Source organism: Psychrobacillus sp. FSL K6-1267, assembly GCF_038003265.1.
GTDB classification, from domain to species: domain Bacteria; phylum Bacillota; class Bacilli; order Bacillales_A; family Planococcaceae; genus Psychrobacillus; species Psychrobacillus faecigallinarum.
Genome location: NZ_JBBOOR010000001.1, coordinates 1,236,601 through 1,260,579, shown reverse-complemented (window position 1 = coordinate 1,260,579; position 23,979 = coordinate 1,236,601). Strand labels below are relative to the sequence as shown.

Genomic DNA, 23,979 nt, shown 5'->3' with positions numbered 1-23,979 from the left:
CTATTATGTATATATTTTAGTACGTTTTTCCTCAAAGAAAGTTCCTTTATTGGAATTTCTTCGCATGTTCATTAACAATTTTTACAAAAGCGTCAACTTGTGGAAGGTCAAAAGAGGCGTCGTAACCTATTAACCATGTATCTCGAGTGAGTTCAAACTCTTTTTCGTTATTCGTTAAAGGTATCTTATTCACATTTTCATGGCCTGTCAGCGTAATTGAAGGTAAAATAGCATAGCCAATCCCATTTAGCGCCATTTGTTTACATGTTTCTATTTGGTCGACAATAATCTGACGCTTAGGATTTACAGAAAAGTGCTTTTGCCACCATTGCTGAATTTCTTGGTAATAGTTCGAGTCACTCTTAAATTGGATTAATGGCTTTTCTGTAGTCAAAACATCGTCAATAGCTGTCATGTCTTTGTCAACCAAGTATAGCGTGTCTCTAAATAAGTGCATTTTGTTCCCTTTCCAATCTGTTTGCCCACGCACAATTCCTATTTGAGCTTCCCCGTCATATATTGCCTTTACAATTTCGGAGCTCCAGCCGGTTAACAAGGAAATTTTAGCCTCCGGATAAGTTTGTACAAAGTCCTTTAGCACTTTGGGTAGCCAGTTTTGACCTACAATAGAGGCACAAGCAATTTTTAATGTTCCATGAACCTTAGAGCTCAATGATTGAATAGCTTCGAATACTTCTTCTCTTTGCTGTAGCATATTATTGGCAAACTCAATTACTAGCTCTCCTTCTGGAGTAGCAGTGAGACCTTTTTGCGAACGTAAAAACAATTTTGTCTGCCATTCCTTCTCAATTGTTTGTAGGCGAAGAGATAACGCTGGCTGAGAAAGGAATAGTCTCTCTGCAGCTTTACGCATATTTTGTTCTTCCGCTAGTGTTTTGATAATAAGATAGTCCGAATTCATTTTTTAGCCTCTTTCTTTAGAATGTATTCTTTTAATAACAGGAGTTAACTATTAGGTGGATTTACTATAAAAAAAAGGCCCTCTGTAAAAGGCCTTTTTTTTTCTGTCTATATATAATTATACTTGAGATTCCTGGGATTGGTATAAATACTTCTTCATTTGCTTTAGAATAACTCTTCTAGTTAAAATTCCCATAAATGTTCCTTCATCATCCACGACACATACATATGGATTATTAACTAACAGATCTAAACCTTTTTGGAATTTTTCTTCAATATGAATAGAGGCAATGTCTTTTTTCATAATTTGATCAACTTTTAGATCTGGCAAACGCTCATATTCAATATGCTCTAAACCAAGTATTTCATCTGTAATCTGTTGAGTGCTAATCAATCCTTGAAGGCGATATTTAACGTCAAGCACAGGAATGGATGAATATCCAGTTTTCGTTAATACCAAAAGTGCATGTTCTGCATTGTTGCCTAATTGCACATGAGCAACCTTCTCGGCTGAAATAATGAAATCCTTAATAGGAATTTGTAAAAAATCCTTACTACTTACAAATATCATTGAATCCTACTCCTTTGTCTGTTTTCATTAATTGAAAACACAACCTATAAAACTATGATAGCATATGAAAGGAATAAAAAACTATGAAATCGCTTACAATTTATTTATATTTTTTTAGACTTAGTTGGTCAATTTAACACCAAGGTACTCCACTAATGCTCTCTCAGCATATCCCACTTATATTTTTATCTAACTTATATCTAAAACAAATGATTAGTTAAAATGGGAATTGATTTAACCATTGTCCACCATCAAGTGTTACTATTTCTCCATTCATATAGGATGCTTTATCGGACATAATAAATGTTGCCAGATCTCCTATTTCCTCAGGCTTACCTAAACGTTTTAAAGGCACTGCTTGAATTGTTCTTTTCGCTGCTTCTTCTGATTCCCACAGCTTTCCTGCTCCCCCAGTTCGCTCGATAGGACCTGGAGCGATTCCATTTACTCGTATGCCGTATTTACTGCCCCATTCAACTGCAAGAGTTCTAGTTAAAGACATAACACCTGCTTTTGCTGCTGCAGAGTGGGCCACACCGGCTCCTGCTCCCCATGCATATGTGGCTAACATATTTATAATGGAGCCCTTCGTTCCTTTATTGATCCAATAGTTGCCTACAGCACTAGAACAATAAAAAGTACCATTAAGTACAATATCAATCACTGCCTTCCAGCCATTTGGAGAAAGCTTGGCTGTCTCTACAATAAAGTTACCAGCAGCATTGTTAACTAATCCATCTATACTGCCAAATGTCTTGTCAGTAAATTCTACCATTGCAGCAACATGATCGGGATCTCTTACATCCATTTGAAAAACTTCAATATGGTCCCCATGCTGCGCTATTTCTAGCTTTGCATTTTCAAGCCTTTCCTTGTCCCGACCCGTAATAACTACGTTCGCTCCCTCAGCAACGAAACTCATTGCCATGTATTTACCCATACCGTTAGATCCACCAGTAACAATAATCGTTTTCCCTTTCAACAACATATAAACACCCCTTTATAAATTGAATGAACATTCACTCAATATTTTAGCATAACCAGTATGTAAAAGCACTCTCTCTTTTATTACATTGATTAAGTGTAAGAGCGGTTAGATTTCCTCTTCTATTCTTAATGATTTTCCTATAAGGCAATAAAAAATAACAAGCATCTCAAAATACTTCCCCCTTTATCTAGAAACACTAAACAAAGCCTTTACAATATTAAAGATTAATATCCATTAAAAAAATCACCTCTCAGAAAATCAGAGAGGTGATTTTAATTTATAATCGAACTAAAATGTGAATATTAATGCATAACTTTACAACTACGGTTACTAACTAAGTTGTAAATGGACAAATTGTCCAATGACATTATAGTTGGTAGCTCAAAATTCAATAGTTTTAAAAGTCCAAGTACAATTAAAATACGCGGTCATGCCTAGATATATAAACAAAATTTCATATTTTATTTCAGAAATGTCGTCTTTAAAAACTCCTGAGTTCGCTCTTCCTTTGGATGGCTGAAAAATTGCTCAGGGTTGCCACGCTCGACAATTTTTCCATCGTGCATATACACAATCCAATCCGCTACTTCTCTAGCAAATTCCATTTCATGGGTAACAACAACCATCGTCATTCCTTCTTCAGCCAATTTTTTCATGGTTGTTAAAACTTCTCCCACAAGCTCGGGATCGAGTGCCGATGTTGGCTCATCAAAAAGCATAATTTCTGGTTCCATCGCAAGTGCTCTAGCAATCGCCACCCGTTGCTTTTGCCCGCCTGATAGTTTACTGGGATAGACATCTAACTTATCCTCCAAGCCTACTTTATTCAGTAATTGTTTTGCTTTCGAGATAGCCTCCTCTTTGTCAACTCCTTTTACCATAATAGGTGCTTCGATAATATTTTCCAAAACAGTTTTGTGTGGGAACAAGTTAAAATGCTGAAATACCATTCCTACCTTTTCCCTAATTTTATTGTGGTTATCGGTGCCTGGGTCGACTTCATTTCCTTTAATTATAATATTGCCGTTATCCTTCCTTTCTAAAAAGTTCAAACAGCGAAGAAGAGTACTTTTACCCGAGCCACTCGCTCCTATTAAACAAACGACATCGCCCTCGTAAACTGTCATATCGATATTTTTTAATACATGTAAGTCTCCATATGATTTATTCAATTGATTAATTTTAATCATTTCCTTTGTGTCCAATGTCCTCGTCTCCTATCTGTCACTTACTGCTAATTTCAGTTCAAATCGGTTCACTACGAATGTCAACAGCGCCACTAGCAATAAATAGTAGACTGCTACAATGAGTAAATAGGTCATTTCGTCAAAATTATTGGATCCTAGTGTTGTCGCCACATTGAACAGTTCATTCATGGAGATAAATGCGGCTAACGAAGAATCTTTTAACCCGATGATAAATTGGTTGCCTAAAGGCGGCAGCGCTCGGCGGAATGCCTGCGGAAGAATAACCCTCCGTAATGTCAGTACTTTTGTCATCCCCAAAGAGCGTCCTGCCTCCATCTGTCCTTTATCGATTGCCTGAATCGCTCCTCGAAGGATTTCGGAAATATAAGCTCCATTATGTAACGCGAGGGCAAATGAAGCAGCCCAGAAATCAGGAAGGAGGAAAATCTCGCTTATTCCGAAGTAGAGGATAAATATTTGAACAATTAGCGGTGTTCCGCGGACCAAATAGACATATGCATCTGAAATGAATTCTAATATTTTTATTTTAGAGATTTTTAATAAGGCAAAGAAAAGACCAATAATTATTCCGAATAAGATAGAAACAGCAGTCAGCTCTAATGTTAAAATCATGGCTTGTATGAATACATCTTTTGTTTCTATAAGTGTGTGAAAAAAATGTGAAAAACTTGGCAATGTATCTTCTTCCTTTCTTTCCCTGGTATTGATTTATTCCGGTTTAATGGTAATATCCTCACCAAAATATTTGATGCTAATTCGAGTTAGGGTCCCATTTTCCCGGAGTTTCTCCAGCGCTTCGTTTACTCGCTTCAATAGTTTTGGATTATCCTGGGGCAGCACAATCGCTTGTTCACTACGATCAATTAACTGCTGCTCTTTAATCTTAAATCCTCCCTTTGCAGCATTTTTCCCAGTAACAAAATCTGTGATTACCGCATCATGACGTCCGCTGCTTAATGCTTGTAAAGCTGTAATATCACTGTCATATGTTTTTATTTTGTCTGTATACTTAGAGGCTGTATCGGCATAAGTCGAACCTTTTGCTACAGCAACTTCTTTTCCCGCTAAATCGTCGACAGTCTTAATTTGACTGTCCGGTCTGGTGAAAATTTGCGGTCCAGAATAATAGTAAGGCGTAGTGAAGGAAACATGTTCGCTCCGCTGCGAATTAATCGTGTGGCTAGCAACAGCTGCATCCGCACGGCCTGTTTTTACCCCTTCTACAATCCCTTTGAATTTAATTCGCTTTTGAACCGGCTTAAGACCCATTTCCTTAGCGATGGCTTCGCCAACCTCAATATCAAAGCCTGACATGGTGAGATCATCATTCATATAACTAAATGGTTTAAACTCACCAGAAGCAGCAAAAACAAATTGATCTTTATGTATAAGTTCAGATCCGTCGGCAAGCTTATCCTTCTCGGCACAAGCAGATAAAAAGCAAATCACGATCAAACTGAAAACCAATATTAACTTTTTGTTCAACCACATGCTAACTATCAATCCCTTTCACTCTTTTTTATTTCTACAATACCCTTAGCTAACTGAGTAGCTAACTAATGAATGTTAATTACCCCATTTACTCCCCGCATAAACAAAAGAGTGTCAGGCACCTTTAATGGTGACTGACACTCTTTGTATATCACATACCTTACACGTTTCATTTATGAAAGGGCTAGTCTCGTAGATGGGTACCTACTGCCTTTTTACTGCTACGGCTAGAAATGATCTAATTATACCTCATTTACTTATGATATTTTCTCTAAGGAGCTCCGATTCTCTACCTGTAGTTGCTTTCATAACCATCTATTCTTCCTCAGCGTATAGTTCTGATTTGAGTTTTTCATTTAACCAAGCAGCTTGCAATAAAGCGCGACTGTCTTTAAGTATTTCCTCCGGTTGATTAGCTTCTCCAATAATATAAGATGAAAAAGGCATATTTAAAAAGTCAAATGTATATTGAAACTGCTGAATAAGAGGCAGCCCCTTTATCCTTGGGTCATCGCCACCAACAACTACAACGATTGCTCGTATTGTTTTTAAATGCTCTCTCAAATTTGGATATCTTTCATCTCGAATTGCTTGACTAAATCGGTCTATCATATTCTTCATTAAACTTGACATACTATACCAGTAAATCGGTGTTGCAAAGATTAACACGTCGCTTTTCATTATTGCTTCAACCAATCTATCATAATCATCATTAACTGCCTGAAAGCCATTTCTTGTATGACGTAAATCCTCAATCGGTCGAATGTATAAGTCTTTTATATACACTTTTTCATGTTCAATATCTTGTACTACAAAATCCGCCAAGAGTTCGCTATTTCCACCTTTTCTCGAACTACCAACAAGTATTGTAATCTTCATATTCCGTACTCCTTCCTATGCATCGCTGTGTAAAAAGTATATAATTGCCTCAAGAATCAATAAAGCTGAATATAATGATTAAATCAATCGGATATTTCGATATAGAGGTGGAAGCATTGGAAACAAAGCATTTATATACATTCTTAACTGCTGCAAAGACTTTAAATTTTACTCAAACAGCTAAAATGTTGGATTATGCACAGTCAAGTATTACAGCACAAATCAAATCAATAGAGGAAGAGCTAGGAACACCTCTATTTGAACGATTAGGGAAACGGATTTTCCTTACAGAGGCTGGTATGCAATTAAAACATTTTGCCGAAAAGATGATCAAACTCGATAAAGAAATGCGCGATGCAGTAACAGGTGAAAATGAACTTAAACCAATCTTGACAATTGGTGCACAAGAAAGTCAATGTACATACAGATTACCGGTTATACTACAGGAATTTATACAGTTGCATCCTCAAGTCAAACTAATATTTAAACCTGTCCATACGAACGAAATTGCAAAGAACTTATTACAAACTGATACTCTAGACTTGGCATTCATCACCGATACACGAAAGATTGTGTCAACCATCCATACTGAAACTTTGCTAGAAGAAAATATAATGCTAGTCGCACCCCCTACACATCATTTGCATAAAAAAGAAAAACTGACTTTAGAGGAAGTAGCAAAAGAAACGATTTTATTAACCGAGAAAGGCTGTTCTTATAGAACACAATTTGAAAGTAAGTTCCAACTAGAAGGAATATACCCTGACAACGTGATAGAATTTGTCAGTATTGAAGCTATTAAACAATGTGCGATTGCCGGATTGGGCATTGCACTTTTACCCAGAATGGTTGTGGAAAAGGAACTTAACAGTGGTTCGTTACTACAATTACCTATTTCTTTAGCATTGAATCAAATTTATACAGAGATAGCTTGGCATAAAGACAAGCATATCCCCTCTTATTTAGAGGATTTTATTCAAATCGTTCGCGGGCATTACAAGAACATTCAATGTAAAATGAAAGAAACCTGAAATACTGCCTTCAGGTTTCTTGTAAGTAAAGATACTGTACATCAATTTTTTTTTATTCAAGTTCTCCCCCCCTTTAAAACTCTTATTAAATTAAACTAAACTGCTGCATAAGTTCAATAGAAAAAAAGCTTTACTCCTTCTTGGAGTGAAGCACCCATTAGTTGAACAAGATACTAAAAAATATTAATTATTATAGGCACACTAAATACATTATTTCATAACTCTCTCTAATATCTCACTAACAAATTTAGTTTTACCCTCAGTGTAAGTTGCTCTGTCTATCGCATTCTTTGCCAAATATTTCTTTAACTGTTCATACTCAGCAACTGCCTCTGTATTGTTACGAAGATAATTTCTAAATGCTAAATGTCTGGCTAGTTCTTTACTATCTTTATTGCACACATATAAATGGTGTTCAATCCAATTTGTATTTTTTTCATCCCACGGAACTAATGGATCCTTTCTTCCAAAGGCTTCTCTACCCTCAAAACTCCAATTTTCTTGATGATAGTAACCTATCTTTTTAAGACCTTCTATAACAGCAGGGAAAACACAATAATCTTCTATTACTACATCTATATCTAGAATTGGTTTGGCACTCAGCCCTTTAACTGATGTGCTTCCAACGTGTTCCACGCATATTATTAAATCACCTAAAGTTTTTTTAAGGAAACCTTCTAATAATATGAATGATTTTTCCCATTTCTCGTTGTATGTAACTATTACAATACCAGACAGATTACTCATCCGAATTCATTAAAACTAATTTAATCATTATTTTTCTCCCCCTTATAATTGTAACTTCTATAAAACAGTATTCAGTTCCTTCTTATTAATATTCCTAACCAGCCTCTCGGAGGAAAAGTATTTCCCATTGCAATGTCTTGGAAGGATGAACAATGTGCCAGCATTTTGGCAACATCCATTTTACCCCATTGTGGTTTTGAATTTCGGCTTAAATTGTCTATTCGTTAAAATTTCCTCTGAGTCCGATTGATTAAAAATATCCTTCATTTTTGTAACCCCTTTGCATATTTGTTACCACATATCGCTAATTGATTACTGAACTAAATGCCCATTTATTTCAACAAGAAAATACCATTACCCCATCTTGAAGTAAAGCACCCGTTAGCCATCCATGAAGCGCAAAATCAGTGCTTAACCACAGAGAATGAGAATGATTAGTGGAGTCTATACTAATAATCTACCGGAAATAATAGACTTATTAATGTCCAATCTCACTTTTTCTAACTATTAGACAGGGGTCTTCTTAATTATTAATTTGGATATATCTTCTTCCCCATAAAACACTCTAACTCCTTGATTACAAATTCTAAGAAATAGCTGGAAAAACAGCGGCTCCTTTATTTACTAACATTTTATAAAAGAATGAATAAATACGTTTAAAATATTCAAACACATCAGATTTCCATCACTAAAACTTAATTCAGCAGTTGATTATAATCGTACCCACTTCACCATTTGCTTCTTTTTCATCTGAGGGTTCGTTTTTAGAATAAGGTAGATCTTTTATTGTAGTTTATAATCCGAATCGTTTCTTGCACAGATGCCTGTTTCTTATTTACTGACAAAAAAGGCAGCTCCCCCATGAGGGATAGCTACCTTCGTTTAAGATTATTATGAAAAGGTAGGAGCAGGGAATTCATCAATTCTCATACGAAATAAACTGTATGGTTTTTCCCGCAAGTCTCTTCCATAATGAAATCTCGCCTGCCGATGTAATTGATTCACTATGACATATAAGTATTGATCGGGGCCAATCGAAAAAGTATCCGGCCATAAAATTCTCGGGTCATGTGCGATGGTTTCCATTACGCCATTCGGCAATATCTTCCGGATACTGTTGTTTTCGTAGTCTCCCGTATAAATGGTTCCTTTTGCGCCGGTGATCATTCCATCAGACGCGCCTTTTTCCCCCCAATACTGCACATATTGGGATAAATTAATGTCCTGTATCCTACTGTCTCTTAGGGCTTCTGTTGAGATTGAGAACAGCTGTCGGCTGGTTAGCGGAGCATAAAATAAAACCTTTCCATCAGAAGAAATTGCTAAACTATCGGAAGCCAATTTAAATGGGAAAGTCGAGCCGTCCGGGTTTCGATTCATCAAAATTTCACCTTCTACTTTCGGTAAAAAATAGGGATCAGGTGAAGTTGATATTGCCCCATTTAACCGTCTAAACGCGTTCCCACTTTCTAAATCTACGACAATAATGCCCCCTGGCCCTCTGGAAGAAGAATCTGTTATATATGCATAGCCTGCTCTTCCAACCCGAAAATCCAAACGGATATCATTCAAATAAGTTGTTAGCAAGACAACATCTTCTGTAAAGGTATATACTCTCCTTATTGTATTCGTGCTTAAATCAACAGCAATTAATTTTGCTCCCCCTTGAATAGGTTCAGAAAAATTTGGTGCCCCTGTGTCTAATACCCAAAGTGTTCCTCTTCCATCAGCAACAATACTTTGGACACTGACGAAAGACATCGTAATATTTCTAGTATTAACCAAATTAGCTTCTAAACTGGGATAAGGCTGCAATTCACCCTCAACAATTTCCGCCACAGTAAATTGAACGTTGTCTCCCCATTTCGGAAAGCAAACAAAAATACGACCAGTTTCGGAAACGCTGACACCTGTAGGCATAGCCCCATAAAAAGCATGCACCAGTTCAAACTGCCCAAAATATTTTTCCATAGGTAAAATAGGTTGCATGTTATCCTCCTCATCAAATTTGAACGAATATACCTATATATGCTGAAGTTTTCTTTTAATGCCTAGTAATTGATAATTATTTCTATCGTGATTGGATGGGGACAATCCATGTTTATACAACAAATTAACAAATTCTGATTAAATAATATTTCATCACGAGCATTTTTCTATAAAGGAATAAAATTATTAGTCTTTCCAAAATCTAAAAAAGCATCTCATAAGAGATGCTCGAAAACTAACCCGGTATATTTACGGTTTTAGTACAACTTTTATACAGTCTTCCATTTTGGTGTCAAATATTTCATAACCATGCTTAGCTTGATCTAAAGGAAGTACATGAGTGACAATATCACTTGGATCAACCTTACCTTCTGCAATTAAATTATATATATGCGGCATGTAGTGAATAACTGGAGCTTGGCCAGTCCTAATATTCACATTTCGTTGAAAGATGTCACCCAATGGGAATGCATTATAACGTGCCCCATAAACTCCTGTAATTTGAATTGTTCCACCTTTGCGAACAGCTTGACTTGCAATTACTAGAGCTCCCATGGCTCCTCCTTGTAATTTTAGACCAGATGCAAGAAATTCCAGTGGAGTCATTTTTCCACTCATTCCTACGCAGTCAATGACTACATCTGCTCCACCCTTTGTTATTTCCTTTAAATATTCACCACAATTTTCATGATCTTCAAAGTTAACTATTTCTACGTTATTCGTACGTTTTGCATGTTTTAAACGATAACCAACGTAATCAACTGCAATAACTCTTTTAGCACCTTTTAGCCACGCGAATTTTTGTGCTAACAGACCAACTGGGCCGCATCCTAAAATTACGACCGTATCCCCTGCTTTCACTCCCGCATTGTCTACACTCCAAAATGCTGTTGATGCAGCATCTGCAAGTAACACTAAACTTTCATCCGCTACTTCACTGTTTTCTGGAATCTTAAAAGGTGTAAAATTAGCATATGGAACTCGCATAAATTCCGCTTGACCACCTGGGAACCCACCCGTCGTATCTGAGTAACCAAAATATGCGCCCATTTCTCCATTTTCATTCGCATTGTCGCATTGACTTTCTAATTCATTATTACAGTACCAACACTGACCACATGCTATATTAAATGGGATTATAACACGATCCCCTTTTTTAACTTTCGTTACATCCTTACCGACTTCTTCTACAATTCCCATAGGTTCATGTCCAATAACATAATCCTCTCCTAGGTTCGGTATCATCCCATGAATTAAGTGTAAGTCTGATCCGCAAATGGCAGTAGTAGTAAGTTTAACTATAATATCATCCGTTTTTTGGATGCTTGGGTCTTTCACGTTTTTTACCTGAACATTTTTAACACCTTGAAAAGTAACAGCTTTCATTATTGAAATCTCCTTCTTTATTCATTATTTCTTCGGTGGGCTTGGAAACATTCCTTTCCGATTTGTAACCCCCGGAAAGAGATTTAAATTAGCTATATCTACTGCATTTTGAGCGGATTTAATATCCAAAAGTTTTTGAAGTTCCAAATCATATGGGTTTAACCATTGTTTTTTTATCATGAGATCTACAATTTCGGAATATAAGGCAATGGTTACATCAAGTTGCTCCTGTAATAACTTTCTAATTGTAGATGTTGCCGTTTCTGTCAATGCAATTGAAAGGTTTCTAATCCCAGTTTTTGTTGATAACAAAAATTCAAGGGCTATCCCTGAATCAGTAAGTTCCGGCATGCCAACAGAATTTATAGGGTCTAAATAGTCATTCATACGATCTGACCTCCGATTATTTTAATTCAGAATTTGAATATAATTTAATCATTGCAGTTAAAGCAGGTATAGATTGTTTTACGTCCTTCTCCAGTAGTGCTTTTAGATCTTGGTCAAAAACGATACCTTGCATCATTTTAGATTTGAGTAAACATACTGTCTTAAAGTTAATTACTTCATGAAATTCCAAAGTTTCATGAAGTGCTAATTTTTTTTCAAACATTCCTCCACCTCCGAATTTTATCATCCATTGAAGATTGCCCTAAAAATGAGATTTATATTCAGAAAAATTAAGATCCTTAAACGGTGTGTATGATTAAAATAGATTTATAATCTTCAAGAGAAATCTTCCATTTGACTTTTATTCGTGACTAATCTTTTTCCAATGTGTTTAAAAAGGTTCTTTCATGAAAAAGATGGGATGAAATAGAAAGGTATTTGAGCTATGTTTTCATTTTTAAAACGAAAGAATCCAAAAAATGATAGAAAGATCCAAAGGATAAACAATCAAAATCAATCCAACAATAGATCACCAAACCTCATTGAAAGCTCTTTGTCCAAGAATCTTGAAGGCATTAAACAAAAAACAGGAAACAGTTCAGATATCGTAATCCGCCCTTTAAAAATTGGTCATAATTCTCAAATAAAAATAGCCATTATATATAAAAGGAATGGTTGACAATCAATCGGTTAAGGATTTTATAATCGAATCAATTATGAATAACCAAAATTTAAGTGAAAAACTCATACCATAAGACGTGTTAGAAGTTCTCACCGAAGATGTAATTGCTGTAGGCGAAATTAAAGTAGTTAGCGACTGGAAAAAACTACTAACCGCATTAATGGCGGGTGAAACTATTACGCTCATCGACGGAATAAGCAAAGGGGTTTGTGCGAGCACACAAGGTGGACAGAGACGGTCTGTTCAGCAATCTACTACAGATGTTTGATCATTCAAATTCGTTTCTAAAGAAGTCCCTTGCAAGTGTTGTGAATCTGATTTTACCTTCATATTCTCTTCTCTTTACCGATAAAAAATAAGATTAAGAAGTAAATTATGTTGGGTCATTAGGGGGTTACAATGAAAGAGCGAAATATAAAAGGATTAAGCCAGACAGAGTTGACTTTGATTGAATACTCATATGGTTTGGATTCTTCAATAGATGGAATTGGCATTACAGATGAAGATGGTAAATTTGTATTTGCAAATGAAGCTCATGCCACCATGTATGGATTTACTAAAGAACATCTGTTGAATAACACCTGGCATATTTGCTACGATGAAGAAGCATTGCAAGGAATTTTAAATTCTTCTGTTATTCCCATCTTAAATGAAAGAGGGCTTTGGAGAGGCGAAACAGTTGGAACCAGAGTAGACGGAACGAAATTTCCGCAAGAGCTTACGCTTTCCAAAGTCGAAGAAACAAACAAAATTGTTTGCGTTGTAAGGGATTTAACCGACATTAAAATCAAGGAACAACATATCGATTTCCTAGCAAATCATAATGAATTAACCAATCTTCCTAACAGAAGAAGTCTTGAAAGAAAACTTGCCGACATAAAGCATTCCAATACAGTTTCAGTTCTATTTATGGACATCGACAGGTTGAAGCTGATAAATGATAAGTTTGGACATAGAGTGGGTGATGCGTTGCTAGAAGGAATAGCTGAAACATTAAAATCAATCCAAAATGAATCCATCTCTGTGTTCCATTTAAGCGGTGATGAATTTATCGTATTAATCACCAATAAAAGCCAAGATGTTTCTCTTATGATTGCTGAACAGATTATTGAACAAATCAAGGTTCCTTATTTCATTGAAGGAAATGAAATATATGTTACTACTAGCATAGGCGTAAGCTACTTTCCTTCTGATAGTACCGACTTAACTGAACTGGTAAATCTTGCGGACATGGCTATGTACTCTGCAAAACAAGCTGGCAAAAATAATTTCAAGATCTTTAATAAACGCCTAAAGGAAAAGCAAGACCAAAAAATTACAGTTGAAACAGAACTGCGGAAAGCAATTGAAAATAATGAGTTTCTTCTTCATTATCAGCCTAAGATAGATTTGGCCACTTTAGAACTCAATGGACTGGAAGCGCTAATTCGTTGGAGAAACCCCGTGCTTGGTAATGTACCTCCTATGGATTTTATTCCAATTGCTGAAGAAACAGGCTTAATAGATGAAATCGGGAAATGGGTTATCAAAGAGGCTTTAAATCAGATCTCTAGATGGGAGGCAAAAGGATATTCTCTTGTTAAAGTGTCAGTGAACGTTTCTCCTCATCAGTTTCGCTATACCAAATTAACTGAGTATATAGAAATGTGCATGATGTCCACAAATGTGGAACCTAAATATTTTGAGGTTGAAGTGACAGAAAGCGTTTTTGAAGATTTTGAAATAGTACTTCCTATCCTTTCACAATTTAAAAAAATGGGTATTGGCATTTCGATAGACGACTTTGGGACGGGTTACTCTTCTCTAAGTCTATTAACGAAACTACCCGTAGATACGTTGAAGATTGATCAGTCTTTTATTCGTGGCGGAATGCACGATTCCAAGGACTTGGCTCTTGTTAAATCAATAATTGATATAGGAATAAATTTAAACCTAAATGTAGTTGCTGAAGGAATTGAAACAGACAAGCATGTAAATCTCCTTAGGAAGTTTGGATGTCCCAGTGGCCAAGGGTATCTGTTCAACCCACCTTTAACTGCGGATGAAATTGAAGAAACCTACCTAATTCCTTTAGTCCAATAAGAAAAACTTTTATGGCCAACAAAAAAATATCTAAAAACAGCCACCTACCAAATTAACGGTTGGTGGTTTCTATTTCATCTGACATACAACAATATTCTGTCAGCTCATCAAAGTTTTCATTTGATATATGTAGTAGTTGGCTTAATTTATCCATTGCTTTTTCTCGAGGCATTTTCTTTATCATGGCCTCTATCAATCGTTTTACTTCTTCTTTTTGTTTATTATCTCATGTTTAACAACTCGACTCTATTTTCATACAAAAACATCCACATTCATCCAAATGTATTAAATGCGATTTAGTTTCAAATTGTTCTTTTTAGATCAATCCAGGTTATTCTTCCTCTTAGAAAAATGAACTTTCATTTTTTTCCTGTCTTGACTTCGATATCTACATTTCGTTAAATGGCAATTTGAATATGTTCTTGTATTTATATCAAGGTCCCAATGATCCAACGTGGATTTAGGTATTTTCTTTTGATTATCAACATATTTAAAAATAAGGTTCAAATGTTCCAGCCTCATCATCCATACTTGCTAAAATACTTTTCTCGGTTGCCATAATTTCATTATCCAACGCTTGGATTTGAGCCATAATTTGGTCAATTTTGGACTCATTTGTATCAATCTTCGTTTCAGTTTCTTTAATATTTGTTTGAATAGAACATTTCTTTACTTGAATGTTTTGCTGTTCTTTTTAAGGTCATTCAATGAATAGAGCACTTGGTGTGTTAAATAAAAGCGCTCTAGATACTTCCACTGCAAATATGCGCAGCACCAATTTCGACTCAAATGAAGTTGCCAAAATACATAGGCATACAAAAAAAGGATTTTGAAAACAATCCTCAATTTTGGAAGAATCTCGTTTGTCCTTAAGATATGAACCTAGTTGAAAGTCATATAGAAAAGCTATTATTAGGTATGGCATCTGATGCTGAGTACAAAATTAACCGATTAGATGGGTTCAAGATAGCATCAATATTGTAAAAAAACAAACAAGGAAAAGTTGAATTAACTCTTGGTATATTACCGCAATTCATTTTGATTGGAATGTTTTTTAGTGTCCGTTTGAATCCGTCAAAGGCTGAATATTAAATTGATAATCAATCTTAATTTCCATCTTCTCGAAAAGTTTAATCCATTTTTTTTCATCCATTGGTTTTGAGAATGGTTTTAATGTATGAATGCCTAGCTGTAGTGGATCCACATTCAATTCTTGCATCTTTTTTAATAGTTCTTGTGTTTGTCTTTCAAGATTGGATTGAATATCTTTTTTCAAATCTTCTAAATCCTTTGGGTCAAATAATTGCTTTTCTCCCCGGTATTCTTCAATTCTTGAATCTACATTAACTGTATAGGTCATTTTAGACAAGCTTTTATTGATATCCACTTTCGTTTTAGACCTAACATGACCTAGAACAACTTCTATTTCTGGGATCGGTAAAACCGCTAAGTAGTGATCATTGTTTAACAGCTGGAAGATACGATCATCAAAAGTTGTTATTATTTCAGCTAGTTTATCATTTTGAAACAGGGCTGTACCTTCATAGATGATAGCGTCATTTTCTATTTTGAATACAGGTAAGAAAGGAGCTGAATAAGGAGTATATAACAAATTTTTAAATTCATGTAGATTAATGACACTTAATTCTCCCTGATTTTTTTCCTCATAGTGCTTCAGCATTCGGTAAAAAGAGTAATCAAGATTTTCTTGTTGGTCTAATTGATTTTCCAAGTATTCTTCAAAATTTCCTTTTACGATAACTAAATAGATTCTCAAAGAAATATCCGGATCATTCAATAACACATTAATAACGGACATAATCCCCTCTTTTCCGAGGTCTTCATTAATTATCAGCATTCGCATTTGCCCGGATTTCATTTCCTGGTAGAAGTTAAAATTAAAATCCATTAATCCCTCCTTTATTAAGCTTACTTCTTGCGTCATTACACTCTTTTTTTCTTTGCTTAGAGGGGGCAATATCGTACTGATTTTTATTTTCCCTTCATCCCCTTTACTAAGTGATAAAAATGTGACTGGAGCAAGCTCTTCAATAATGTTATTTTCAGTAAAAGGAGCACATCCAGTTAACCATAATGCAAAAAATATAATTGAAAATTTTTTAGCCATTTTCTTTCGTAGTCTCATGTTTATTAACCCCCTTTATCTTCATCGCTACGATAATAATTGGAACCACTAAATAACTTAAGCTCCCTGCTAAAATTTGAAGATTAAGTAAAATAACCTGCTTTTCATCTGACTTCCAAATCCATTCATTCACAAGAATCATTCCAATTAAAATAATGAATACACTGAATAAAAAGCCTACTCGACTGGGTGGTTTATCCACTTTTCCATTAGCTATTTTAGATGCTCCATAAAACAACAGAAGAAAAATTGAGCTCGCAAAGACGATGTTAAATAATTCCAAAGAAAGCATGACCATATCAATGCGTTCAATTACTGGATTTTGAAAATAACGGGCCATAGTGACAATTGGAAATGGACTTTTGCTTAAATAATTGGAACCGAAATAGAATAAGGAAGCCATATATAAGGATACATACTCTATAACGGTTAGAGCATTCCCATATGACAAATAACGAAATGTCTTATTATTTGTTTTAAACCATGATCCCAAAAATACCAGAAATTCAGGCCCGGAAAATGAAGACAAAATCAATAATATTCCTTTCCAGGAATCCCCACTTAATTCCATTGGAATAATTGGATACAAATCACTGAGTTGAGCTATTGGAGGAAAGAAGAAAAAAGCAAAGAAAAAGAACATCCAAAATGTGCACAAAAATGAAATTACGACAAAACGGATAGTTTTTTCAATGCCCTTCCATGCTACATACAAACAAGACAACAGAATAAAAAAGATAAGCCAATTTGAATCTGTAGCTGGAAACATAAATATTTGTACCATTTCCGTGAATCCTAACATAATCACGAAAAGTTTAAGCAGGATAAAGAACAAACCGAAGAATGAGAGGAGACGAACAAGTTTTTTTCCGAATAATTGGACAAATCCGTTGTAACCGGCACTAGAAAATCGGGTTAAAAACCATTTGGATAAAAGAAGAATGTTTAGTTGAGACAATATGCCGACCACTATAATCACCCAAATCATATATGAATGGATTAAAAACCTTGGCATAATCAAAAAAAAGTAAAGCATTTGGAGGCGATTTACCATCAACATGATATAGAACCCATTGTAGGTTTCATTCTTATTAAATAATTGAAGGGCTTCCATCAGTTCATCTCCTAGTTTGATATCTCTTCATTTTCAGCGGTTTAAGATGTTCTGGACGCTTCTTCATTTTGACTAAAGGCCCTCGAATGAATAAGTCAAGCCAATCTTTCCCGTAGAAAGGAGCAACAGGAGATAAATATGGCTGCTTGAGTGAAGACAAACCATTAAGGTGGGCTAAAACAATAATCATTGCCAGAACAATCCCTACTATCCCAAGAAACGAAGAAAAAATAAGAAGAATGAATTGAATCAATGAATTCGCCTTTGTCACAAGGTAATTAGGAACAAGAAAGGATCCGATAGTTGAAATACCTACCATGACAATCAACACCTTACTTGCCAAACCAGCCTCAACTGCTGCTTGACCAATTACTATGCCCCCAATAACCCCAAGTGTTTGACCAGTCTTTGTTGGCATCCTTAAGCTTGCTTCTTTTATAATTTCAATAAAAATCAACATGATAAATGCTTCCCAAAAAGGAGCGAAAGGAAGCTTGCTCCTTGACTCTACCAAGACGAAAAGTGTTTGTAAAGGAATCATTTGATAGTGATGAGTTGTTAATGCCACGTAGAATGGGATTAATGTGATAGACAGAATAAAACTTACATATCGGATTATGCGTAAAAAACTGGCAACTACCCATCGATTAATATAATCCTCTGGTGATTGGAACAAATGAAAAATAGTAATTGGAGCAACGAGAGCAAAAGGTGTATTATCTACCAGAATCGTAATTTTTCCTAATCCCAGTGAATAAGCAACAACATCAGGTCGGTCAGTTTGCTGAAACTGAGGGAAAATACTGTCTTGATGTTCCTCAATGAATGCCGCTACTTGAGAAGAATCAAAGAAGAGATCATAACTAATTTCCGAAATCTTCTTTTTGGCGATTGAAACAAATTCTGGATTGGTCAGCCCTTCTATGTACAATAAGACCACATTTGTCTCACTTAAAGAACCAACGGTGAACTTCTCTGTTTTCAGATCATGTGTTGGAAGACGTCTACGAATGAGCGTAATATTTTGTTCTAGCTGTTCACTGAAGCTGTCTTTTGCTCCTAAAAGGATGGTTTCAGTATCAGATGGTTCAATTGCACGTCCAAGTGGATTTTTTAAAGGGATAGCGAACCAAAGGTTTGACGAATTGTCAAATAACAAGACTGATCCTTTAAACAGTTGCTTTTTTGCCTCTTTAAACGTGGAAATGGAGTTTATTTTTGAGTGAACATTGTATTCCTGAATGGATTGTTTGGAAAAGTTTGATAAAGGTTTTACAATGCTTTCATTTAATCTTTCTTGGTCAATCAGGGTTCTTACGTAGATAAGATTAACATTTTGATTTTCAGAAATGTTGATTTCCAAAAATTCCGCATCATCCATTTGAACCAGGGCTTTTTTTAGAGCTTCTATTGATAATTCTGATTCTGCGTTTGATTGAGAAACAGGCTTATTTTCATTTGATTGTTTTTTCCAAAACATGTACATCCCTCACCTCTATATGTTTTTGGAAGAACGGTAAAATTCCATATTAATCCCATTGTTAGCTTTTTAAGTTTAAAATATACGAAACTAAATTTATAAGATGCAGAGGCACATCTTTAACCACTCAAGAAATCAACGGCGATCCATAAAATAAATGGAAGGACAAAATTTAAATTTGCTCACTATATTAGTGTCATTCCTGTTTTCTCTTTAAATTTCACCTCATATTTTGCATTCCATTCCTCTATTGTCATTACGCATATTTTTATCCAGCTTTTTTTCTTTCTCAGACTGTCTCCTAATAACTTGAAGGAGTCCCTTGCATTGAGGAAATTTATCAATTTTTTTCTCAAATCTTGCTTGAATATCTAATCTTTGATAAATCTTAGTCTTTGTTACCCTAACTTGAGGAATCTTTATCGTTTCCCTAATGATCAATTTTTCTTGACACTCTATTAGCTGGTTTAGTTTAAGTACAATATTTCACAAACTTTCTTTTGGTAAAAGAAAAAGAGGGAATTCACCCCATAATCCATTCATATAAAAAATATCCGCCTGTACCTATTAAAAAGTATTTAAGGAAAATCAAAAGTTTACTTGGCTTATCGTGATTTGCAAGTAACATAACTAATCCAAATAGAACCCCAAATCCAAGTGATTTAAATAAAAGTATCATTTTAACCATCCTTAAACAAAAGTTAATGTGAATATAAATTTCAGATAACAGTATTTTTTAAAAAGTAATCTGCCCCTTTAGTTGCATATCTAGGATCAACTTAATGTTTTGACATAAAAATAGACCATCTAAAAGATGACCATATTTTGCTAAGCACCCGTTACTTTAAGTACATCTTTTCACAATCTTTTAGGTATTTAAAATGAAGAACTCAGGAAGTAGGGTTCTTTTAATACGTCTCTATTTTAAGTCTTTTATTTTTACCAATTCTTATTCTATTCCACTCATTATTTTAAACATCCCATCGAATTCTCGCACCGCATGAACGAAGGATTTCAAACGCTACTTTTTTGCTGTTCCTGTGAGGTTCCTAACGAAACAGCAAACATTGCACCCCCCAGTGAAAAGCTAGTAGATTCTTATTACACATTACTTAAGAATTTTATTTCAATGTAACTTTTAGGATACCCCTTTATTTTGGTGAATTAAAAGATAAAATTATTTATAGAAATGAATCCTGACAGAACAGAGCATTTAAAGACAGGTATTTAATGTGAAATAATTTTACTATTTAATTAAGGAGGAAATAGCATGTCAGCTTGGTTAGAATCGTTACAAAAAGCAATTAACTATATCGAAGAAAATTTATTAGAAGAAATTTCGATAGAGGACATTGCAAATGAAGTAAACTCTTCTGCATTCAATTTTCAACGAACATTTGGATTATTAACAGAGATCTCAGTAGGTGAATATATTCGGCGGAGAAGATTGACTTTGGCGGCAGATGAGTTAAAAAGAACAGACTGTAAGGTTATCGACCTTGCATTTAAGTACGGCTATGATTCTCCCGAGGCTTTTTCAAAAGCCTTTAGGCGTCAGCATGAGGTTTCACCAAGTGACGCTAGGAAAAATATTGGCAAGATCAAATCATATAGCCGCCTCGTAATAGAGGTGAGATTGAAAGGGGCAGAACCAATGAAATATCAAATCGTAGAACGTGAAGGCTTCCAAGCAATAGGTGTAAAGAAAGAATTTTTACTTGAGAATGAGGGCAATTTAATCGGAATTCCTAAAATGTGGGATGAATTAAATGGTGATGGCACTACTAACAAGCTAGCACAAATTAATAATGGACAAATTAAAGGAGTTCTTGGTATTTGTGTAGCAAAACCTAATGAGAAAATTGACTATTGGGTTGCTACAGAATATGCAGGTGACATTAAAGAAGGATTTGAAGTAATCGAACTTCCAGCTTCTAAATGGGGTGTTTTTGAAGTACATGGTCCAATGCCTGATGCAATGACAATAGTTTGGAAACAAATTTTTTCTGAATGGTTCCCTGCTAACGGATATCAACATGCAGGTACTCCAGAGTTCGAAATGTATACAGAAGATGATCCATTCAGTCCAGATTGCTATTCAGAAATTTGGGTTCCATTAAAATAATTTGAAATAGATGTCCCATTAGTCGACGCCAAAACGACTAGTGGGATTTTTGAATGGAGGCTAGATATCCTTTCCGAGACTTAACGGAGTGTTATCAGAGACCAAACCATGCAAGGAGGCTTTATCTTTGAGTAAACTAATATTTATATAAGCACGGTGTATCTGCTGGTTTTTGAATAAAGATTGATTAAAACACAGCTACAAATGTTGATTCTAATAGTAAATTATAGCCCCTATTTTGAACAAAGATTGATTATTTCGGTAAGCGAATATTTAACGAAGCACCTGTTAGCCATCCATGTAGCGCAAAATCAGCGCTACACCACAGAGGATGAAAATATTTGTAGAACGGGTATAGGATACTACGGCTGGGAAAGGAAGGTCGATCAACTATGGTGCCATAGAGCCCATCCGTTAGTCTGACTACAACGACCACGGTGCATCACAGACTGTCGCTCCCTTACGGGAAGCACTCATGGGAGATTAATCCTACTCTGGTTATTGCACCAGCCTTCAATACTATTTGCCGTAGAAAGGATGATTACAATGGAAGTAATCATTGATCGTGCATGTAGAATGGAGGTCCATAAAGACTCCATTACTGCTTGTATTATTACGCCTTTCTTATTGAACTAAAGGGGAAGGTTAGTTTAATAAGAAGTATTGAAGCTAGGATTAATACCTAAAGTAAATTGGAGGACAGATAATGGAGAGGCTTTACTCCTTCTTGAAGTAAAGCACCTCGTAAGTTGAATAAAGAATTGTTAACTTTGATGAAAACTTGTTTCATCGGGAATTAAACTTTTGATTAATGCAACATCACTTTTTAATGCATTAGGTACAAAGAATTCCGTCCCCCAGTGCCCCGAATGAAACGCAGACACCATATCCTTGTCTAAATTAACAGTGAACCACTTGAACTCTCCTATTTTATTTAAATAGTTATTCAATAAATAATCTGAAAGGGGAGCCTGTTTTTGACACCTAAATATAGTGAGATTTTCTCCCTTAACGATCTCTTGTTCATTTTTACAGAGAGATTTAATCTCTGAAATAGTTTCAATCTCTTCGTTCCAACAATGAATTTCAATTGTATTTGAACATGTTAAAAAGTGTTCGAATAATACTGTCCAATAATCGTAATTTCCGTTTAATGGCTTTGGAAAAGTTGATTCATCATCCGTGTAGGTTGGTATATTGAAAGCTAAATTATATTGCATACTATTCCTACCTCACATGCCGTTTTGTAACTAACCACTAATGATAATTCAATAAGAAAAAAGAATTGCCTAAGCAACACACATTTTTAACTAAAGCATTCGTTAGTTTAATAAGAATCCTCAAAATTGGCATTATATATGTTTATGAAAATGATCTTTCATAATTTTTTCCAAATTTGCAAGTCCTGATTAAACAACCTGCACCTTTAGTTGAATAACATTAATGGCCGTTTACTGATAGCCCTGTTCCTATAAAGCACACCGTTAGTTGAACAATAACCCTAATTTTTGGGAATCAATTTCAACAATTTTTCGCCACGCTGTTTATAAGCCTCAATGTGTTCTCTTAATATTTCTTCATTATTAGTTTCTAAGATTTTAGTTGTATTTCTTACGAAGTTCCAATTTATGCAGCCAGATAACCATATTAGTGAAGATAGACGGCCAATATCATTTTTACAAAGAAAATCATTTATTTTGTAACCATTTATAAAGGCATTTGCAACAATTGGAGACATCTCAGTTGAAGCTATTCCATTTGTTCGGGAATACCATTTGATTAGCCAAGCTAACCCCTCAATCCTATCGCTGTAGCCTATAGACTCAAAGTCAACAATTCCTTTTATTTTTTTACTTTTATCCCAGATAATATTAAGTGGATTTAAATCTGATTGTATTATAAAGTCATAATGCTTCGTTCTTGCATTTTCTATATGATATTCGGTTGTTTCAAGATATTCATCGAACATTTTTAAATTGTTTAATGAAATGTAAGTTGATTTTAATTTATTTCGAAGATTATCAACAAATTGGGAATAACCAACAAGTTGAGATTTCTTCGGGAAAACAGAACTTTTACTTTTATATAAACTGGAAATATCGTGAATTTTTCTTGCCATTTTACCAAATTCCTCTGCAATGTACTCATCACAATGAGTTAAATGTTGGCCTTCAATCCATTCAAAAAGTATAAAACGATAAATTCCATTTTCCCATTCAATAGTAGTAAAAGGTATATCTTCTAAAGCGGGTAGTAACTGCATAAACGGAATTTGATTATTTACAAGGAATCGACAAAAGCTTGTTTGTTCAATTAAAGCATTATTTGAGATTTCACCAAATGCATTGTTTGGGGAACGATTATTACTAATGAATCTTGCTGAAAAAGATTTTCCATCAGCAATTATTTTGTAATGGAGGTCACTATTCCAACTTCCTTTGTGTAACTCTTTTTCAATGAATAATGATTCGTTTCCTAATGAGTAAGGTTCAAGTGCTTTTTTTAATAATTGGTACAATTTTTATTTCCCCTTAGAGTTACTTCTTTTAACTATAGAATTAGGCTGTTTTACTTGTTCAATTAAATTGCTGCGTTCGTTCAATTAGGAGTAATGATTTTAATTTAATGGATCCTGTATTAATATTTGGAGAAGGTGCTATTTCTTCTTCTTTTAAATATCGTTAGTGCTACTCGTATTGAGCGCGATAGTCTGTAGTGCACCGTCGCTGTTGGAGTCAGGCTATTGAATTGT

23 protein-coding genes and 1 pseudogene are annotated in these 23,979 nt (G+C 35.0%); 4 read left to right on the top strand and 20 right to left on the bottom strand.

Annotated features, from left to right (window positions below; all coding sequences use genetic code 11):
* Window positions 1-46: 46 nt before the first annotated feature.
* From MHB55_RS06140 to MHB55_RS06110, 7 genes are all read right to left on the bottom strand, one after another.
* On the bottom strand, window positions 47-922 hold the full coding sequence (locus MHB55_RS06140; RefSeq protein ID WP_340862832.1) for a LysR family transcriptional regulator: 876 nt from the start codon (window positions 920-922) through the stop codon (window positions 47-49).
* Window positions 923-1,039: 117 nt separating this feature from the next.
* Window positions 1,040-1,492: a cyclic-di-AMP-binding protein CbpB gene (cbpB, locus tag MHB55_RS06135; RefSeq protein WP_144537856.1), complete on the bottom strand. Its 453-nt coding sequence runs from the start codon at window positions 1,490-1,492 to the stop codon at window positions 1,040-1,042.
* 217 nt (window positions 1,493-1,709) lie between these two features.
* Window positions 1,710-2,480 (bottom strand): 2,4-dienoyl-CoA reductase, encoded by a 771-nt coding sequence (gene fadH / locus MHB55_RS06130; RefSeq protein ID WP_154311220.1) that lies wholly within the window; start codon window positions 2,478-2,480, stop codon window positions 1,710-1,712.
* A 461-nt stretch (window positions 2,481-2,941) separates the two neighbouring features.
* The gene (locus MHB55_RS06125; protein WP_340862831.1) at window positions 2,942-3,685 is read right to left on the bottom strand and encodes an amino acid ABC transporter ATP-binding protein; all 744 of its coding nucleotides are present in this window, start codon (window positions 3,683-3,685) and stop codon (window positions 2,942-2,944) included.
* 12 nt (window positions 3,686-3,697) lie between these two features.
* A complete protein-coding gene (locus tag MHB55_RS06120; protein ID WP_144537847.1) occupies window positions 3,698-4,363 on the bottom strand; it encodes an amino acid ABC transporter permease in 666 nt (221 codons plus the stop codon).
* 33 nt (window positions 4,364-4,396) lie between these two features.
* Complete coding sequence (locus tag MHB55_RS06115) at window positions 4,397-5,179, bottom strand: transporter substrate-binding domain-containing protein (protein WP_144538243.1); 783 nt, start codon at window positions 5,177-5,179, stop codon at window positions 4,397-4,399.
* 315 nt (window positions 5,180-5,494) lie between these two features.
* Window positions 5,495-6,058 carry a flavodoxin family protein gene (locus tag MHB55_RS06110; RefSeq protein WP_340862830.1) on the bottom strand — a complete coding sequence of 188 codons (564 nt, stop codon included), beginning with the start codon at window positions 6,056-6,058 and terminating at the stop codon, window positions 5,495-5,497.
* Between the two features lie 116 nt (window positions 6,059-6,174).
* On the opposite strand from MHB55_RS06110, the gene MHB55_RS06105 reads away from it, so the two are divergent.
* Window positions 6,175-7,089, top strand: a complete 915-nt coding sequence (locus MHB55_RS06105; protein WP_340844304.1) for a LysR family transcriptional regulator — start codon at window positions 6,175-6,177, stop codon at window positions 7,087-7,089.
* A gap of 210 nt (window positions 7,090-7,299) precedes the next feature.
* Here MHB55_RS06105 and MHB55_RS06100 read toward each other — a convergent pair whose 3' ends face one another.
* The 6 genes and pseudogenes from MHB55_RS06100 to MHB55_RS06075 all read right to left on the bottom strand — a co-directional run bounded on the left by MHB55_RS06100 (window position 7,300) and on the right by MHB55_RS06075 (window position 11,821).
* A complete protein-coding gene (locus MHB55_RS06100) occupies window positions 7,300-7,836 on the bottom strand; it encodes a GrpB family protein (protein ID WP_151110713.1) in 537 nt (178 codons plus the stop codon).
* 83 nt (window positions 7,837-7,919) lie between these two features.
* A pseudogene (locus MHB55_RS06095) lies at window positions 7,920-8,103 on the bottom strand (DUF1569 domain-containing protein); the annotation flags it as partial.
* A gap of 624 nt (window positions 8,104-8,727) precedes the next feature.
* On the bottom strand, window positions 8,728-9,825 hold the full coding sequence (locus MHB55_RS06090; RefSeq protein WP_340862829.1) for an L-dopachrome tautomerase-related protein: 1,098 nt from the start codon (window positions 9,823-9,825) through the stop codon (window positions 8,728-8,730).
* 249 nt (window positions 9,826-10,074) lie between these two features.
* The gene (locus MHB55_RS06085) at window positions 10,075-11,211 is read right to left on the bottom strand and encodes a zinc-dependent alcohol dehydrogenase (protein ID WP_151110717.1); all 1,137 of its coding nucleotides are present in this window, start codon (window positions 11,209-11,211) and stop codon (window positions 10,075-10,077) included.
* A gap of 24 nt (window positions 11,212-11,235) precedes the next feature.
* Window positions 11,236-11,598 carry a spore coat protein gene (locus MHB55_RS06080; RefSeq protein ID WP_340862828.1) on the bottom strand — a complete coding sequence of 121 codons (363 nt, stop codon included), beginning with the start codon at window positions 11,596-11,598 and terminating at the stop codon, window positions 11,236-11,238.
* 16 nt (window positions 11,599-11,614) lie between these two features.
* Window positions 11,615-11,821, bottom strand: coding sequence for a spore coat protein (locus MHB55_RS06075; protein WP_144538241.1), 207 nt, complete (start codon window positions 11,819-11,821; stop codon window positions 11,615-11,617).
* Window positions 11,822-12,356: 535 nt separating this feature from the next.
* Between MHB55_RS06075 and MHB55_RS22255 the strand changes: the two genes are divergently transcribed.
* Both MHB55_RS22255 and MHB55_RS06070 read left to right on the top strand, forming a co-directional pair.
* Window positions 12,357-12,548 carry a spore germination protein gene (locus tag MHB55_RS22255; protein WP_445678228.1) on the top strand — a complete coding sequence of 64 codons (192 nt, stop codon included), beginning with the start codon at window positions 12,357-12,359 and terminating at the stop codon, window positions 12,546-12,548.
* A 131-nt stretch (window positions 12,549-12,679) separates the two neighbouring features.
* On the top strand, window positions 12,680-14,362 hold the full coding sequence (locus MHB55_RS06070) for a sensor domain-containing protein (RefSeq protein ID WP_340862827.1): 1,683 nt from the start codon (window positions 12,680-12,682) through the stop codon (window positions 14,360-14,362).
* A 52-nt stretch (window positions 14,363-14,414) separates the two neighbouring features.
* On the opposite strand, the gene MHB55_RS06065 is transcribed toward MHB55_RS06070, so the two are convergent.
* The 5 genes from MHB55_RS06065 to MHB55_RS06045 form a co-directional block, all read right to left on the bottom strand.
* Complete coding sequence (locus MHB55_RS06065) at window positions 14,415-14,558, bottom strand: hypothetical protein (protein ID WP_191696442.1); 144 nt, start codon at window positions 14,556-14,558, stop codon at window positions 14,415-14,417.
* 858 nt (window positions 14,559-15,416) lie between these two features.
* Window positions 15,417-16,508 (bottom strand): Ger(x)C family spore germination protein, encoded by a 1,092-nt coding sequence (locus MHB55_RS06060; RefSeq protein WP_340862826.1) that lies wholly within the window; start codon window positions 16,506-16,508, stop codon window positions 15,417-15,419.
* Entirely contained in the window at window positions 16,483-17,622 is a 1,140-nt protein-coding gene (locus tag MHB55_RS06055) for a GerAB/ArcD/ProY family transporter (protein ID WP_144537830.1), read from the bottom strand. The genes MHB55_RS06060 and MHB55_RS06055 overlap by 26 nt, the downstream gene beginning before the upstream one ends.
* 4 nt (window positions 17,623-17,626) lie before the next feature.
* Window positions 17,627-19,102 carry a spore germination protein gene (locus MHB55_RS06050; protein ID WP_340862825.1) on the bottom strand — a complete coding sequence of 492 codons (1,476 nt, stop codon included), beginning with the start codon at window positions 19,100-19,102 and terminating at the stop codon, window positions 17,627-17,629.
* Between the two features lie 523 nt (window positions 19,103-19,625).
* The gene (locus tag MHB55_RS06045; protein WP_340862824.1) at window positions 19,626-19,781 is read right to left on the bottom strand and encodes a hypothetical protein; all 156 of its coding nucleotides are present in this window, start codon (window positions 19,779-19,781) and stop codon (window positions 19,626-19,628) included.
* Between the two features lie 591 nt (window positions 19,782-20,372).
* Here MHB55_RS06045 and MHB55_RS06040 point away from each other — a divergent pair.
* Window positions 20,373-21,227 (top strand): AraC family transcriptional regulator, encoded by an 855-nt coding sequence (locus MHB55_RS06040; RefSeq protein ID WP_340862823.1) that lies wholly within the window; start codon window positions 20,373-20,375, stop codon window positions 21,225-21,227.
* Between the two features lie 764 nt (window positions 21,228-21,991).
* On the opposite strand, the gene MHB55_RS06035 is transcribed toward MHB55_RS06040, so the two are convergent.
* Window positions 21,992-22,447, bottom strand: a complete 456-nt coding sequence (locus tag MHB55_RS06035) for a hypothetical protein (protein ID WP_151110723.1) — start codon at window positions 22,445-22,447, stop codon at window positions 21,992-21,994.
* 281 nt (window positions 22,448-22,728) lie between these two features.
* The gene (locus MHB55_RS06030) at window positions 22,729-23,745 is read right to left on the bottom strand and encodes an aminoglycoside phosphotransferase family protein (protein WP_340862822.1); all 1,017 of its coding nucleotides are present in this window, start codon (window positions 23,743-23,745) and stop codon (window positions 22,729-22,731) included.
* Between the last annotated feature and the right edge of the window lie 234 nt (window positions 23,746-23,979).